Genomic DNA, 15,923 nt, shown 5'->3' on the forward strand with positions numbered 1-15,923 from the left:
ATACTGCACCCTATGTTCGCCCACACTGCTTTGCGCCAGCGTTGCGCCAAATGGCTCTTCGCAACCGGACTCTTCCTGATGCTCGGTGCCTGCGTTGAAAAACCCAGCACCCTCGAGCGCGTCAAGGAGGATGGCGTATTGCGCGTGATTACCCGCAACAGCCCGGCCACCTACTTCCAGGACCGCAACGGCGAAACCGGTTTCGAGTACGAACTGGTCAAGCGCTTCGCCGATGACCTGGGGGTAAAACTCGAGATCGAGACCGCCGACAACCTCGACCAATTGTTCGACCAGTTGGGCAAACCCTCCGGCCCGGTGCTGGCCGCCGCCGGCCTGGTCAGCAGCGAGCGACGCGCCAGCCAGGCGAAGTTCTCCCACCCTTATCTCGAGGTGACCCCGCAGGTCATCTACCGCAACGGCCGCTCGCGCCCGACCAATGCCAAGGGCCTGGTGGGCAAGAAGATCATGGTGCTCAAGGGCAGCAGCCACGCCGACCAGCTGGCCGAGCTGAAAAAGCAGTATCCGGGGCTGGAATATGAAGAATCCGACGCCGTCGAAGTGGTCGACCTGCTGCGCATGGTCGACGAAGGCCAGATCGACCTGACCCTGGTCGACTCCAACGAACTGGCCATGAACCAGGTCTACTTCCCCAACGTGCGCGTGGCCTTCGACCTGGGCGACACCCGTGACCAGCGCTGGGCGGTGGCCGCCGGCGAAGACAACAGCCTGCTCAACGAGATCAACGAGTTTCTCGACAAGTCGCAGAAGAACGGCACGCTTCAACGCCTGAAGGACCGTTACTACGGCCATGTCGATGTGCTGGGCTACGTCGGCGCCTACACCTTCGCCCAGCACCTGCAGCAACGCCTGCCCAAGTACGAGAAACACTTCAAGACCAGCTCCAAGGTCGAACAGGTGGACTGGCGGCTGCTGGCCGCGATCGGCTACCAGGAATCGATGTGGCAGCCGGAGGTCACCTCCAAGACCGGTGTGCGCGGCCTGATGATGCTGACCCAGCGCACCGCCCAGGCCATGGGCGTGTCCAACCGCCTGGACCCCCGGCAGAGCATCCAGGGCGGCGCCAAGTACTTCATGCTGGTCAAGGACCAGCTCGACGACAGCATCAAGGAGCCGGACCGCACCTGGTTCGCCCTGGCGGCCTACAACGTCGGCAGCGGCCACCTGGAAGACGCCCGCACCCTGGCCAAGCGCGAAGGCCTGAACCCGAACAAGTGGCTGGACGTGAAGAAGATGCTGCCGCGCCTGTCGCAGAAGCAGTGGTACAGCAAGACCAAGTACGGTTATGCCCGGGGCGGTGAGCCGGTGCATTTCGTCGCCAACATCCGCCGCTACTACGACATCCTCACCTGGGTCACGCAACCGCAGCTCGAAGGCCAGGTGGCCGAGGGCAACCTGCATGTGCCTGCGGTGAACAAGGACAAGCCAGCGGAGCAAGCGGCGCCGATGTGAGTCTTCAAGACCACTTCACCGGCAAGCCAGCTCCCTTGATCGCCCTTCTAAAGCCGAGCGCCATCCTGTGGGAGCTGGCTTGCCAGCGATGAGGCCGGCGCAGGTTAGCCCTTGGCCCGCCGAGCCTTGAAAAACTCGCTGAGTATCGCGCCGCATTCCTCGGCCAGCACCCCGCCCTCGTACATCACCCGATGATTGAGAAAGCTCTGGGTGAAGAACTGCCCCTGGCTCTGCACGATCCCTGCCTTGGGCTCCAGCGCGCCGTAGACCACCCGCGCCACCCGCGAATGGACGATCAGCCCCGCGCACATGCTGCACGGCTCCAGCGTCACGTACAGGGTGCTGCCCGGCAGGCGGTAGTTGCTGGCGGACTTGGCCGCAGCGCGGATCGCCACCATCTCGGCATGGGCGCTGGGGTCGCTGTCGAGGATCGGCCGGTTGAAGCCCTGGCCGAGCACCTGGCCGTGCTGCACCAGCACCGCGCCCACCGGCACCTCGCCCAGGGCCGCGCCCTGGGCCGCCAGTTCCAGGGCCAGGCGCATGAATTCCTGATCGCGGCTGCGATCGATGATCTGCGGACGCATCAGACCACCGCGATCGCGGCCATCAGGCCGGTTTCCATGTGGTCGATGACATGGCAGTGGAACATCCAGGTGCCTGGGTTATCCGCCACCAGCGCCACCTGCGCCCGCTCGTTCTTGCCCAGCAGGTAAGTGTCGGTGAACCACGGCTCGACGATCTTGCGCCGATTGGAGGCGATCACCTTGAAACTCATGCCGTGCAGGTGGATCGGGTGCTGGTACTGGGTCATGTTCTTCAGCTCGAGGATATAGCTCTTGCCCTTCTGCAGCGTGGCGATGGGCCGGTCGGCGCAAGTCTTGTCGGTGATGTCCCAGGCCTGGCCGTTGATCTGCCACAGACTCGGCGGCTTGCCGTTCTCGGTATTCACCGAAACCTTGCCGACCCATTCGAAATTGAAGTTGAGCTTCTCGGCATTCTCCAGGTCCGGCTCGGCGACCGGGTTCGGCGGCAGCGCCTTGGGCCAGTCGCCCGGCGCCTCGCTGCTGGCCACCGAGCGCAAGGTGCCCAGGCGCACGAAGCCATCACGCAACGAGACCTCCTCGCTCGCCTCGGGTATGCGGATCGCCAGGCAGATGCGCATGCCGGGGCCAAGCCAGTACTCCTCGTCCAGCGGGCGCGGGGTGATCGGGTTGCCATCGAGGGCGTAGATCATCGCCTCGCAGTTGCCCTTGAGGTTCAGGCGGTAGGTCCAGGTATTGTCCAGGTTCAGCAGGCGCACCCGTACCACCTGCCCGGCCGGCAGCTCGGTGACCGACTCGGCCTGGCCATTGATGGTGATCAGCCGCCCGGCAGTGCCGTTGCGCGCCGCCTCGCGGGGGATGCTGAACGGCAGCCAGGCGCCCTGCTCGTCCACGTGCCAGTTCTTCAGGCTCAGCGTGCGCTCGTGCTTGAAACCGGTCGGTTCGCGCTCTTCGACGATCAGCGGGCCGACCAGCCCGCGCCCCAGTTCCTCGGAGCTGCTCACGTGGGGGTGGTACCAGTAGCTGCCGGCATCCGGCACACGGAACTTGTAGTCGAAATATTCGCCGGGCTTGACCGGCAATTGCGACACGTACGGCACGCCGTCCATTTCCAGCGGCAGGCGGATACCGTGCCAATGGATGGTGGTCTCGACGGGTAGATGGTTGATGAAGCGCACCCGCAACCAGGTACCCTGGCGCACCCGCAACTCAGTGCCCGGCGCCGACGGGCCGAAGGCCCAGGCCTCGGTCTTGAAGCCCGGCACCAGCTCGACGTCCAGGGGCGCGGCGATCAGCTCGTAGTCGTGCCCGGCGTTGTCGTCCTCGACCTTGCCCAGCCAGTAACGCGCCGCGCCACCGGCGCCCAGGCCTACCACTACAAGGCCGGTCAGGCCCTTGAGCATTTGTCGACGGGTGAAGGACATTGGTGCGGGTACCTCGTGTTCTGCGCAATCAAGCTGCCAGCATGGCTGGCGATGAAGGGCGAATACGATACACCTGCAATTGGGAAATATTAAGTGAAGTCTCTTTGGATGCTGCCCGCAGCCTTGCTATCACAAGTGCTGCCTGAAGCCAGACAAAGGTCATTGAACCACTGCTGGTCATCAGCGGACGGCACGCGCAAGGCGGCCTGCAGCAATTGTGGGTCGAGCAGGATATCCAGGTTGTTCAGGCGCGTGGCGAGGTCGGGGTGCGTATCGAATGGATGGGTAGTGGCCAGCCCCAGCACTTCCTCGCCCAGTTGCAACGGCGTGCCTTGCAGGTGCGCCGCCAGCGCCCGCAAAAGGTTGCTGCCACCGTGGGCGACCAACAAGCCGTCGATCACCCGCCCCAGGGCAATCACCCGTAACAGCGCCTGTACGAACAGCTTCGGGCCAGCGACCTCGGCACCTGCCCGATCAGCCAGCAATTCCTGTGCACGCCCCCAGTGATGAACCGCAAGCTGAAAATGGTGCAAGAACTGCCCGGCCAGCCACAAGGTGGGCCGAACCACCCAGCGCGGAGCATCCTCGTCGCCGACCATGGCCGAATAATGCGCGCACATCAGGCTGAAACGCGCACTGGTTTCGCTGCCCCGCTCCGTATCACGGCGCCTGAAGTGGCCCAGTTCGTGACCGATGACCGAGGCCGCCTCTGCCTGGCTCAAGGCGGCCAGGCAAGGTAGAGGCAGATACAACGTACGCCCCCTGAGGACCTGCCCACCGGGCTGCAGCAGGATCGGAACGCTGGTGACGAAAAAACCCTGGTCAAGGCCGACCACGATATGGTCCGGGACAGGCGCGTGCAGTTGTGTTGCCAAGGTCTCGATCCACTGCCACACCGCTGGCGTCGCCTGCCTGCCTAGCGGGCGGGCGAGAAATCTGGCGGTCGGAGACTGCATCAGCGGCCAGTGCCGACGCATTCGCCAGACCTGGCGAACACACACAACCAGGACTGAGGCCAGCGGCAGCACCACGACCAGCACCGTCATGCCGCCCTGCGCTGCGCGGCTTGCTCCGGAACTGGCCTCATAGAGCAGCAACAGGCACAGCGAACCGGCAAGCATGACCATGTAGAGACTCAAGCAACAGCCCAAGGCCTGCCAGTTGGCCATCATGCGTTCATACAGGTAGGCCGCAGAGCGCAGCGCCCGCCAGGCAGCCAACTTCAGCTTGAGCCAGGCCCAGAGGCCTGCCAGCAGAGCGGCCACTGCCAGCCAGCAGCTCACACTGGCCATCACCTTGCGTACGCTTACCCAAAGACGATCCGCATCGAGCAGGTCCAGTTGACGCTGCAGGGCCTGCCGCGGATCGACATGCCTGGCAAGCTCCTTGCGGGCTTCCCACGGCAATTGGCGTAGCAACGTCTCATTGGGGGCAGCCAGCCATTGCCGTATGGTCAGGGCCTGATCCTGCGCCGTGTCAGCCCGCCAGTACTGCACTTTACCCCAGCCAAACAGCACCAGAGGCAACAGCAGCAGGATCAGGCCCCAACCGAAGCGCTTCATTGCCCCAGAGCGCCAACGGTCACGTTCAGGCTCATCTGGCCGCTTCACCCAGACGCGCCACACCCGGAAACAGCTGCGCCAACGTACGCCTGGCCTGGGCCGCTTGCACATAGGCATAAAGCAGATCCACCAGTTCCTGCAGGCCAAGGCGGCGCCCGGCTACGACGGGCGTGCACAACCACAGCCTGACGCGCAAGCCGCCCGCGACGACCACCGCGTCAGGTGAGGCCAGCGCCCTGAAACAGGCCGGTGCCAGCACTGGTGCATGGCTGAACGCCGACACGGTAAAGATCAGCCGGGTAGTGAAGTAACCCTGCTCGACCTCGAAGCCGTCGAAGGAGTCCAGTGGGATCGGCGCCTGCGCGTTGGCGAAGCACAGGGTATCTGGTGTCACGCTCAGCACCCGCTTGCCGTGCCGTCGGTATAGCACGACGGCACAGGCCAGCCCCGCCACCCCGACGCCGGCCAGGCCGAGGCCGAAACCAGACATCAGCCAGATGACACCGCTGCTGGCACCGGGACTGAACCGCACCGCCAGAGTGGTCAGCCATATGCCCAGCGCGCCGAACAACAGGCCAATCACGGCACATGCCAGCGCCTTGCCGAGCGAATGCTCCAGCAGTACGAAGCTGTCGGTGGGGCCATCAGCCTGAGCCTGCAGGTACGCGAGGTGGGCTTCGCGTTCGCCGTTATCCATCGTTCTGCAACAGATCCAGTTGCCGTTGCGCATGTGCCGCATCGCGGTAGGCTGCCAGCAGCGCGAGCACTTCCTCGTTCCCCAGCTTGCGTCCGTTGCTGGCCAGGCCTGCGGACATGATGCGGATCTGCGGCCGCGGTTTCTTCAACACCATGGCCTGGTTACCGAAGAACTGCAGTTTCACCACATGATGCTTTGGCAGGACGGCTTCGCTGCTCATTTCCAGCGTCTGTACCATGACCAGCCCTTCATCCTTGACCGAAACGTCCTCCACTTCCGCCAGGTCTACCGGTGCATCCAGCGTATCGACGAACAACTGCCGGCGGGTCAAGCGCATGAAGACCTGGGTACCGGCATTACGGTGTTGCCAGGTCACCGCTGCTGCGATCAAGGTGATGAAGACACCTGCTGCAACCGCCCCCAAGCGTTCCGGATTGAAGGTCACGGCCGTGATAATCAGTGCACCCAGCAACAATACTGGCCCCCAGATCCGGTAACGCCGGGAGTTGGTGAACTCGCTCTGCTCGGGCACGCGCTCGATTACCTGCTTGAGCTCAGCGATCACTCGGTCGCGCTGGGCGGCACGGCTTTGCTCGTAGTCCTGGCCCAGCGAGCCAGACAGTTCGGAGAGCGGGTCGTTGAACTCGCTCATGATCATTGCGCCTCCGTGTTCTGTGCTGCCAGATAATCGGTAAGGAACGCCTGGGCATTGCCCTCACGCGACAGCCCTTCCGAATAGCCGACCTGCTGTGTCTGCGCCTCACCCGGCAGGTTCAACTCGCCGCCCCAGTTGCCCTGGATGATCAGCACCACGTACTTCTTGCCGTCCACGGTGGTGGAGTAGCGGGTGTCCTTGCTGGTCTTCTCCACCTGCATTTTCTGGATGCGCATGTTCCAGTCGTGATCGATGCCTTCGATTTGTACCAGCGCTTCGTTGGCGGCACGTTCACCGATACGCAGCGTCCACACCTTGGTCCCTTGCGCCCCCATGTAGGCAACTACCTGGTCGGCCACTTCCGGCCGTTGTTCAGCGTGAACCTGGCCCAGCCACAGGGCGAACGCAGCCACCACCAGGGCTGTCCATTTGCGATAAGCGAGCATGTCTTCTCCATCCTGAATCGAAACAAACGCCCATTGAAATAAGCCTGGCCCGACTAGCCAACCCCGCTGACCGGCTTGCACAACAGACAGCACCCTGCGCACAACGGCTGTCGCTGAAAATGTGCACGCGTTACCATTCGCGGCCATGCCGCCCTCAGCCAAGGATGCCAAGCGCACATGCGATCGATCAGCCCCTACCTCGACACCGACTTTTCATTCGATAGCCCCGGGTCACTCGCTGATGCTGGTGTACTGGATGCGAGCAGCGCGCGAGTGATGGGTAGCGCGACCGGCCACTATCGGGCGCAGACGGTACACAGCGGGTTGCAATACTTCGATTGCAACCTGCAGTTTCCAGAGCCGCTGAGGATCGACAAGGTGCTGCCGCAAAGCCTGTGCATCGTGCAGGTGTTCGACGGGGCGTGGCAGCACACGGTGGACGGAAGGCTCAACAGTTATGCCCCTGGCCAGTTGCACATGCTGAGCCTGGGTGAAAGCCTGGAGGCGCAGGACCAACTGCCCGCCAACAGTCATGCCCGCATGGCCGGAGTACGTATTGCCGGCGATTACCTGCAAGAGCTGGCCCGGGAGGACGCGCAGCTCAAGCCCCTGTTGGCACTTGTCGCCGACGGCATGCGCTTCGACCAGCTACCGCAGTGTCCAGCGGTGAGCCGCCTGTTCCGGCAGCTGTATCTGTCACCCTATACCGGCGGACTCAGGCGCCTGCATTGCGAGAGCCTGAGCTTGGCCATCTTGCTGGAACTGGCCAGCCACCTGATCGGGCACAGATCCGCCGAGAAGAGTCAAGACCGGGGGCGCCGCGACCTGGCCATTGAAACGCGCCGCCAGCTCGATGAAAACCTGAACGCACCGCCCACTGCTGCCGCACTCGCTCGCCAGCTGGGGGTGAGCGAGACCACCTTGCGCCGCGCTTTCAGCCACGAATACGGTCGGTCGCTCTTGCAGTATGTTCGGCAACAGAGAATGGAGCTGGCCCGCGCCCTGCTGCTGGAGCGTCGCTGGCAGGTATCGCAGGTTGCCTATCATGTCGGCTACGCCAACCCGGCCAATTTCTGCCATGCCTACAAGGCGTATTTTGGGCATTCTCCCGGGGCTGAGTAGGGTTCAGCCCCCCCAAAAAAACGGGCCTGCAATGCAGGCCCGTTTCATTCAACCGCGACTCGGGATCATTCCCACTCGATGGTCGCTGGCGGCTTGCTCGACACGTCATAGGTGACGCGGGAGATACCGTCGATTTCGTTGATGATACGGCCGCTGACGGTTTCCAGCAGCTCGTACGGCAGGTGCGCCCAGCGCGCGGTCATGAAGTCCACGGTCTCGACGGCACGCAGGGCCACGACCCAGGCGTAGCGACGGCCGTCGCCGACGACGCCGACCGACTTGACCGGCTGGAACACCACGAACGCCTGGCTGGTCTTGTGGTACCAGTCGGCCTTGCGCAGTTCTTCGATGAAGATGTGGTCGGCGCGACGCAGGATGTCGGCGTATTCCTTCTTCACTTCACCGAGGATACGCACGCCCAGGCCTGGGCCCGGGAACGGGTGGCGGTAGACCATGTCGTACGGCAGGCCCAGTTCCAGGCCGATCTTGCGCACTTCGTCCTTGAACAGCTCACGCAGTGGCTCGACCAGCTTGAGGTTCATTTCCTCCGGCAGGCCACCGACGTTGTGGTGCGACTTGATCACGTGAGCCTTGCCGCTCTTGGCGCCGGCCGACTCGATCACGTCGGGGTAGATGGTGCCCTGGGCGAGGAACTGGATGTTCTCCAGCTTGCTGGCCTCGGCATCGAACACGTCGATGAAGGTGCGGCCGATGATCTTGCGCTTCTTCTCAGGGTCGGCTTCGCCTTGCAGGTTGTCGAGGAACTGCTTCTCGGCATCGGCGCGGATCACCTTGACGCCCATGTTCTCCTTGAACATGGCCATCACCTGGTCGCCTTCGTGCAGGCGCAGCAGGCCGTTGTCGACGAACACGCAGGTCAGCTGGTCGCCGATGGCGCGGTGCAGCAGCGCGGCAACAACCGAGCTGTCGACGCCGCCGGACAGGCCCAGCAGAACGTTGGCCGAACCAACCTGTGCACGTACCTGGGCAATGGCGTCCTCGACGATGTTCGAAGCGGTCCACAGGGCTTCACAGCCGCAGATGTCCTGGACGAAGCGCGACAGGATACGGCCGCCTTGCTTGGTGTGGGTCACTTCCGGGTGGAACTGCACGCCGTAGTAGCCCAGGGCATCGTCGTACATGCCGGCGATCGGGCAGCTCGGGGTGCTGGCCAGCACGCTGAAGTTGCCTGGCATCTGGGTGACCTTGTCGCCGTGGCTCATCCACACGTCCAGGCCCAGCACGCCGTCATCGTCGACATGGTCTTCGATGCCGTCGAGCAGGCGGCTCTTGCCGACCACGTCGACGCGGGCGTAGCCGAACTCGCGCAGGTCGGAACCTTCGACCTTGCCGCCCATCTGCTCGGCCATGGTCTGCATGCCGTAGCAGATGCCCAGCACCGGGACCTTCAGGTCGAACACGGCCTGCGGCGCGCGCGGGCTGTTGGCCTCGTGGACCGACTCGGGGCCACCGGCCAGGATGATGCCGCGCGGGTTGAATTCGCGGATCGCTTCATCGTCCATGTCGAACGGGTGCAGCTCGCAATACACACCGATCTCGCGCACGCGGCGGGCGATCAGCTGGGTGTACTGGGAACCGAAATCGAGGATCAGGATACGGTGAGCGTGAATGTCGAGGGCCATGACTCAATCTCGTCAGTGGAAATCGGAAACGACGCGGGGCTGTGTATGACAGCCCCGTTCGGTAATTGCTGGAAGCCTCAGCCTACGCGGTAGTTAGGGGCTTCCTTGGTGATCTGCACGTCATGCACGTGGGACTCGGCCATGCCGGCACCGGTGATGCGCACGAACTCCGGCTTGGTACGCATCTCTTCGATGGTCGCGCTGCCGGTGTAGCCCATGGACGAACGCAGGCCGCCCATCAGCTGGTGGATGATCGCGGCCAGGGCGCCTTTGTACGGCACGCGACCTTCGATACCTTCCGGCACCAGCTTCTCGGCGCCGGCCGAGGAGTCCTGGAAGTAACGGTCGGACGAGCCTTGCGCCTGCGCCATGGCACCCAGCGAGCCCATGCCACGGTAGGCCTTGTAGGAACGACCCTGGAACAGTTCGACTTCACCCGGTGCTTCTTCGGTACCGGCGAACATCGAACCCATCATCACGCAGGAAGCACCGGCGACGATGGCCTTGGACAGGTCACCCGAGAAACGGATGCCGCCGTCGGCGATCAGTGGCACGCCAGTGCCTTCCAGTGCGGCGGCGACATTGGCGATGGCGCTGATCTGCGGCACGCCGACACCGGCGACGATACGGGTGGTGCAGATCGAGCCTGGGCCGATACCGACCTTGACCGCGTCGGCACCGGCTTCGGCCAGGGCCTTGGCGGCAGCGCCAGTGGCGATGTTGCCGCCGATCACCTGCACTTGCGGGTAGGTCTCTTTGACCCAGCGAACGCGGTCGATCACGCCTTTGGAGTGACCGTGGGCGGTGTCGACGACAACCACGTCAACGCCGGCGGCTACCAGGGCGGCAACACGCTCGCCGGTGTCCTTGCCGGTGCCGACCGCGGCGCCCACGCGCAGACGACCCTGGTCGTCCTTGCTGGCCAGCGGGTAGGCCTTGGCTTTCTCGATGTCCTTGACGGTCATCATGCCCTTGAGGGCGAACTTGTCGTCGACGATCAGGACTTTTTCCAGGCGGTGCTTGTGCAGCAGCTCGCGGACTTCGTTCTTGTCGGCGCCTTCGCGGACGGTGACCAGACGCTCTTTGGGGGTCATCACGTCGCGGACCTTGGCGTCCAGGCGGGTTTCGAAGCGCACGTCGCGGGAAGTGACGATGCCGACCAGGTCACCGTTTTCCAGCACCGGAACACCGGAGATGTTGTTCAGCCGGGTCAGGTCGAACAGGTCGCGCACGGTGGCGTCGGCGTCGATGGTGATCGGGTCCTTGACCACGCCAGCCTCGAACTTCTTGACCTTGCGTACTTCGCCGGCCTGCTGCTCGATGGTCATGTTCTTGTGGATGATGCCGATGCCGCCTTCCTGGGCCATGGCGATGGCCAGGCGCGCTTCGGTCACGGTATCCATGGCGGCGGAGACCAGGGGAATGTTCAGCTCGATGCCACGAGTCAAACGGGTCTTGAGACTGACTTCATTGGGCAGTACCTCGGAGTAGCCAGGTACAAGGAGGATATCGTCGAAGGTCAGGGCTTCTTGGCTGATACGCAGCATCGCGGGGGCTCCCGGGAGGGAAAAATGGAAGCGCGCCATTATACCCATCCATGGCGCGCCGCTCAATGCAAAATAAGGGCCTTCGGTCAGCCTTGCGGCAGTTTTACCTGCACCACCGCCACTGGCTGGTCCAGCCAGTCGGCAAAGCTGTCGAGGAAGGCCTGGGTAAACCCGGCCTCGCCCCAGTTATTGAAGATGAACCCCAGGTTGGAAAAGGCACACGGCTGCAAATAGAGAAAGCCATTGATGTCGTCTTCGAAGCCGCACAGCGGGCAGGTGAAGTTGTCACTCACCCCCGGCATCCACTCCTCCAGGCTCTCGAACAGCGGCTCGCCGACCTCGCGCCGGCACTCCGGGCAACCGGCTTCTTCGAGAAAACCGTCGGTGGGGGTGTAGATGCAACGCTTGAGCATTACCTCCAGGCCGTTGACCTGCTCGCCGAACGGCAACTTCTCGGGATGCAGGGCCACCTTGCGCGCCCCCTCCGCCAGGGCATGGCCCATGCGGTTGCCGGTGCGCCCACAGGTGCTCAACTGTTCCTCGACGATTTTTTCGCGCACCAACCAGCGCAGGATGGCGCGGGCGCGGGCCTCATGGACGGGCACGGTGGACAGTTTGGGGACGATGATGCTCTGGGTATTCATGGGTGAGGCGGGCCTGCGGACTGCGGTAATGGCGCAATTCTAGCGCCTGCTCAGGCGCTCAGATAGCGACCGATCAAGGCCAGGCCGCTGGCCAGGACCAACCAGGTGACCAGGCGGATGAAGGCCTCGCGAGACAGGTTCAAGGTCAGTCGCCTCCCCAACCAGGTGCCCGCGAACATCACCGGCAGCAGGCAGGCGGCGAGCAGCAACAGGCTGGTATCGGCATACACCCCGGCGACCAGGAACAGCGACAGGCGCACCACCGTGCTGCAGCTGATCAGCGCGACCTGGGTCGCGCGCACCTGTTCCTTGGCCTCCAGGCGGGCACTTAGGTAGATCGCGTAGAGGAATCCACCACTGCCGAACAAGGCGCCGAACAACCCGCCCACCGTGCCCATGGGCACCGCCCAGGCGCCCGACAGGCTAGCCGGGCGTACCTTGACCGCCAGGCCATAGACCGCATAGGCGGTCACGAAGATACCCATCAGCAACAGCAACACATCGGACTTGAGCCGCAGCAGGAACACCACGCCCAGGGTGCAACCCACCGCCATGAACGGCAGCAGGCGCAGCAACTCGCCGCGCACCACATCGCGCCGCGACGGCAGCAGGTTGCCGAAGGCTGCGACGAAATCCAGCAGCACCAGCAACGGAATGATCCGTGACAACGGCATGAAATGGATCAGCACGGGGCCGGCGACCAGCGCAGTGCCGAAACCGGCAATACCGAAGACGATATAGGCCACCCCCACTCCCAGCAGGATGGGCAGCCAGTCGAACGTGGAAAACGACAGTTGAGCGAGCATCGCGGCAGTTCCCTTGAAGACAACTGAAGGTTAGCCAGTGACGAGCCATGCCGACTAATATGCATTTTTGCCATTAGCCATCTCGAAAAGGCATGACATGACTTCGATCCGCCAGCTGCGCTACTTCGTCGAAATCGCCGAGGCCGGCAGTTTCAGCGCCGCCGCCGAGCGGCTGTACATTGCCCAGTCGGCCCTCAGCCGGCAGATCAAGGAGCTTGAGCTTCACCTGGGTACCGTCCTGTTCGAACGCACTGCCCGCCAGCCACGGCTGACCGTCGCCGGGCTGGCCTTTCTCGAGCGCGCCCGCCATTTGCTGGCCGACCTGGACAAGGCCGAGCGCCTGGCCCGGGAAATCGGCCAGGGCCTGCGCGGCAGCCTGCGACTGAACCACTCCAGCACCGTGCCGCTGACCGGCCATTTGCTGCAGCGCCTCGGCGGCTACCTCGAGAATAATCCCGGCGTTTCCCTGGAGATCGCTCAGCAATCGTCGGAGGCGCAACTGGAGGACATCGCCGAAGGCCGCCTGGAGATCGGCCTGTTGCGCCTGCCGGTGCTGCGCCAGCATGAAGGCGTGGAGCTGCATGCGCTGTTCGACGAACCCCTGCTGCTGGCAGTGGCGGCGGGCCACCCACTGGCCACGGCAAGCAGTGTTCGACTGGACCAACTGCGCGAGGAACGTTTCATTTCCATCCCCCATCGCCAGCGTGGCGGCCTGAGCTACCTGTCGGCGTCGCTGTGCATGAATGCGGGGTTCTTTCCGCAGGCAGCACAGGTGGTATCGCGCAAGACCACGCAACTGCAACTGATCCAGGCCGGGTTCGGGGTGGCGTTGTTGCCGGCGAGCATGCGCGAGATTGCCCCGCCGGCGGTGCATTTCGTGCCGCTGGACGAGGCGTGCCAAAGTACCGTGGCGCTGGCTTGCCGGCGGGATGCCGGGGAACTGGTGGGCCAGTTCGTGGCGATCATGCAAGGCTGAAGGCCTCATCGCGGGGCAAGCCCGCGATAGAGGCCGGCACAGACAACCAGGCCTTCGCTCATTTATGATGCCCACCATGATCAGAGACCCTTTCGAACGACTCGGCCTGGACCGCGAGGTCCTCACCGTCAGCCAGCTCAACGGCCGCGCCCGCGTGCTGCTCGAGGACGTGTTCCGCAGCGTCTGGGTGGAAGGCGAGATTTCCAACCTCGCCCGCCCGGCCTCCGGCCATATGTATTTCACCCTCAAGGACAGCGGCGCACAGATCCGCTGCGCGCTGTTCCGGCAGAACGCCGCCCGGGTGCGCCAGGCCCTGCGTGACGGCCTGGCGGTACGGGTGCGCGGCAAGGTCTCGCTGTTCGAAGGGCGTGGCGACTACCAGCTGATCCTCGATACGGTCGAACCGGCCGGCGACGGTGCCCTGCGCCTGGCGTTCGAGGCGCTGAAGGAAAAGCTCGGCGCGGAGGGGCTGTTCAGCACCGAACGCAAGAAGCCGCTACCGGCGCACCCGCAACGCATCGGCATCATCACCTCGCCCACCGGCGCGGTGATTCGCGACATCATCAGTGTGTTTGGCCGCCGTGCGCCGCAGGTCGAGTTGAACCTGATCCCCACCGCGGTGCAGGGCCGCGAGGCGATCAGCCAGATCGTCCGCGCCCTGCAGATGGCCGATCGGCAAGGCTTCGACGCGCTGATCCTGGCCCGTGGCGGTGGCTCGCTGGAAGACCTCTGGTGCTTCAACGAAGAGGCCGTGGCCCGCGCCGTGGCCGCCTGCGTCACGCCCATCGTCAGCGCCGTGGGCCATGAGACCGACGTGTCGATCAGCGATTTCGTCGCCGATGTGCGCGCACCCACACCGTCCGCCGCCGCCGAGCTGCTCGCCCCCGACAGCAGCGGCCTGCAGCAGCGCCTCGACGGCCTGCAACGGCGCCTGCTGCTGCGCATGCAGAACCGCCTGGCCCACGACCGCCTGCGCCTCGACGGGCTGGCCCGACGCCTGCGCCACCCCGGCGAGCGCCTGCGCCAGCAGGCCCAGCGCCTGGACGACCTGGACATGCGCCTGCGCCGCGCCTTCATGCTCGACATGAACCAGCGCCAGCAACGCCTCGGCCGCCTCGACACGCGCCTGGCCGCGCAACATCCGGGGCGCAGCCTGAAACTGCTCAAGCAGCGCCTGGACAGCCTCGCCGAACGCCTGCCGCGGGCCATGCGCGACGTGCTCAAGGACCGCCGCCAGCGCTTCCAGGCACAGTTGCAGACCCTGCAGGTGGTCAGCCCGCTGGCCACCCTCGCCCGCGGCTACAGCATCCTCCTGGATGAGCGCGGCCAGGCCATCCGCAGCGCCGCGCAAACCCACAACGGCCAACGCCTGACCGCCCGCCTCAACGAAGGCGAGCTCAAGGTGCGGGTCGAGGACAACCACCAGACCCCGGTCACCCTCTCGCTACTGGACTGACACATGCCACGCCTGTTCGCGCCCCTGCTTGCCCTTGCCCTGCTGCTGCCGGTCACGGCCGCCCACGCCAGCTACATCACCCGCGCCCTCAACAAGCCCGTGCCCGGCGGCGTGGCGGTGGTCGACCTGGGCCCGGCCGCCAGCGCCCCGACCGCGCGCTTCGATGGCAAACCGGTATTGGTGGTCAGGGAGCAGGACAACTGGCTGGCCATCGTCGGTATTCCACTGACGCAAAAGCCCGGCAGTGCCGTGCTGACCCAGGGTGGGCGCAACATTCCTTTCAGTGTCGGCAGCAAGAAGTACCCCGAGCAGCACATCACCTTGAAGAACAAGCGCCAGGTCAACCCTGAACCGCAGGACCTCAAGCGCATCGACCGCGAACTGGCCGAGCAGATAAAGGCCTACCGCAGTTTCAGCCCTGCGCTTCCGAGCAACCTGATCCTCGACAAGCCGGTCAACGGCCCGCTGTCGAGCAAGTTCGGCGTGCGCCGCTTCTTCAATGGCGAGGAACGCAACCCCCATGCCGGCCTGGACTTCGCCGTGCCCGCCGGCACGCCGATCAAGACCCCGGCCAATGGCAAGGTGATCCTGGTGGGCGACTACTTCTTCAATGGCCGCACGGTGTTCGTCGACCATGGGCAAGGCTTCATCAGCATGTTCTGCCACATGTCGAAGATCGACGTGAAGCCGGGCCAGGCGCTGCGCCGTGGCGAGGTGGTGGGCCGCGTGGGCTCCACTGGCCGGGCCACCGGCCCGCACATGCACTGGAACGTCAGCCTCAACGATGCGCGGGTGGATCCGGCGATCTTCATCGGCGCGTTCCAGCCCTGAAATCGCAATCGCGGGGCGAGCCCGCCCCCACGTAGCCCACGCTTGCCCCGCGACTTGCGCAATGAAAAAACTTAACGCAATAAAATCTCATCAGGTCAAATT

The 15,923-nt window shown here is 64.3% G+C and carries 15 protein-coding genes; 5 read left to right on the top strand and 10 right to left on the bottom strand.

Features of this window, described 5'->3' with window-relative positions:
• The first annotated feature begins 12 nt into the window (after positions 1 to 12).
• On the top strand, positions 13 to 1,470 hold the full coding sequence (mltF, locus tag LU688_RS22435) for a membrane-bound lytic murein transglycosylase MltF (protein ID WP_023631723.1): 1,458 nt from the start codon (positions 13 to 15) through the stop codon (positions 1,468 to 1,470).
• A gap of 104 nt (positions 1,471 to 1,574) precedes the next feature.
• Here mltF and tadA read toward each other — a convergent pair whose 3' ends face one another.
• From tadA to LU688_RS22465, 6 genes are all read right to left on the bottom strand, one after another.
• Positions 1,575 to 2,054, bottom strand: a complete 480-nt coding sequence (gene tadA, locus LU688_RS22440) for a tRNA adenosine(34) deaminase TadA (RefSeq protein ID WP_038706726.1) — start codon at positions 2,052 to 2,054, stop codon at positions 1,575 to 1,577.
• Positions 2,054 to 3,436, bottom strand: coding sequence for a multicopper oxidase family protein (locus LU688_RS22445; RefSeq protein WP_094011678.1), 1,383 nt, complete (start codon positions 3,434 to 3,436; stop codon positions 2,054 to 2,056). The genes tadA and LU688_RS22445 overlap by 1 nt, the downstream gene beginning before the upstream one ends.
• Positions 3,437 to 3,525: 89 nt before the next feature.
• On the bottom strand, positions 3,526 to 4,998 hold the full coding sequence (locus LU688_RS22450) for a M48 family metallopeptidase (RefSeq protein WP_160290952.1): 1,473 nt from the start codon (positions 4,996 to 4,998) through the stop codon (positions 3,526 to 3,528).
• A gap of 31 nt (positions 4,999 to 5,029) precedes the next feature.
• Positions 5,030 to 5,728 carry a hypothetical protein gene (locus LU688_RS22455; protein WP_232887998.1) on the bottom strand — a complete coding sequence of 233 codons (699 nt, stop codon included), beginning with the start codon at positions 5,726 to 5,728 and terminating at the stop codon, positions 5,030 to 5,032.
• Positions 5,688 to 6,347, bottom strand: coding sequence for a hypothetical protein (locus LU688_RS22460; protein ID WP_082337649.1), 660 nt, complete (start codon positions 6,345 to 6,347; stop codon positions 5,688 to 5,690). Before LU688_RS22460 ends, LU688_RS22455 begins: the two co-directional genes overlap by 41 nt.
• A 2-nt stretch (positions 6,348 to 6,349) precedes the next feature.
• The gene (locus LU688_RS22465; protein WP_094011681.1) at positions 6,350 to 6,796 is read right to left on the bottom strand and encodes a hypothetical protein; all 447 of its coding nucleotides are present in this window, start codon (positions 6,794 to 6,796) and stop codon (positions 6,350 to 6,352) included.
• Between the two features lie 177 nt (positions 6,797 to 6,973).
• On the opposite strand from LU688_RS22465, the gene LU688_RS22470 reads away from it, so the two are divergent.
• Complete coding sequence (locus LU688_RS22470) at positions 6,974 to 7,918, top strand: helix-turn-helix transcriptional regulator (RefSeq protein WP_050704159.1); 945 nt, start codon at positions 6,974 to 6,976, stop codon at positions 7,916 to 7,918.
• A gap of 65 nt (positions 7,919 to 7,983) precedes the next feature.
• Here the strand turns inward: LU688_RS22470 and guaA are convergent, their stop codons facing one another.
• The 4 genes from guaA to LU688_RS22490 all read right to left on the bottom strand — a co-directional run bounded on the left by guaA (position 7,984) and on the right by LU688_RS22490 (position 12,558).
• Entirely contained in the window at positions 7,984 to 9,561 is a 1,578-nt protein-coding gene (gene guaA, locus LU688_RS22475) for a glutamine-hydrolyzing GMP synthase (RefSeq protein ID WP_038706730.1), read from the bottom strand.
• Between the two features lie 77 nt (positions 9,562 to 9,638).
• Positions 9,639 to 11,108 (bottom strand): IMP dehydrogenase, encoded by a 1,470-nt coding sequence (gene guaB / locus LU688_RS22480; protein WP_023628475.1) that lies wholly within the window; start codon positions 11,106 to 11,108, stop codon positions 9,639 to 9,641.
• An 86-nt stretch (positions 11,109 to 11,194) separates the two neighbouring features.
• Positions 11,195 to 11,752, bottom strand: coding sequence for a hypothetical protein (locus LU688_RS22485; protein WP_023628476.1), 558 nt, complete (start codon positions 11,750 to 11,752; stop codon positions 11,195 to 11,197).
• A 50-nt stretch (positions 11,753 to 11,802) separates the two neighbouring features.
• Positions 11,803 to 12,558, bottom strand: a complete 756-nt coding sequence (locus LU688_RS22490; protein ID WP_094011682.1) for a sulfite exporter TauE/SafE family protein — start codon at positions 12,556 to 12,558, stop codon at positions 11,803 to 11,805.
• A 97-nt stretch (positions 12,559 to 12,655) separates the two neighbouring features.
• On the opposite strand from LU688_RS22490, the gene LU688_RS22495 reads away from it, so the two are divergent.
• The 3 genes from LU688_RS22495 to LU688_RS22505 all read left to right on the top strand — a co-directional run bounded on the left by LU688_RS22495 (position 12,656) and on the right by LU688_RS22505 (position 15,821).
• Positions 12,656 to 13,534: a LysR family transcriptional regulator gene (locus tag LU688_RS22495; RefSeq protein ID WP_094011683.1), complete on the top strand. Its 879-nt coding sequence runs from the start codon at positions 12,656 to 12,658 to the stop codon at positions 13,532 to 13,534.
• A 76-nt stretch (positions 13,535 to 13,610) separates the two neighbouring features.
• Positions 13,611 to 14,990, top strand: coding sequence for an exodeoxyribonuclease VII large subunit (xseA, locus tag LU688_RS22500; protein ID WP_038707595.1), 1,380 nt, complete (start codon positions 13,611 to 13,613; stop codon positions 14,988 to 14,990).
• Positions 14,991 to 14,993: 3 nt separating this feature from the next.
• Entirely contained in the window at positions 14,994 to 15,821 is an 828-nt protein-coding gene (locus LU688_RS22505; protein WP_094011684.1) for a M23 family metallopeptidase, read from the top strand.
• The last annotated feature ends 102 nt before the right edge of the window (positions 15,822 to 15,923 follow it).

Origin of the sequence: Pseudomonas soli (genome assembly GCF_021283165.2) — a bacterium.
Taxonomy (GTDB): Bacteria; Pseudomonadota; Gammaproteobacteria; order Pseudomonadales; family Pseudomonadaceae; genus Aquipseudomonas; species Aquipseudomonas soli.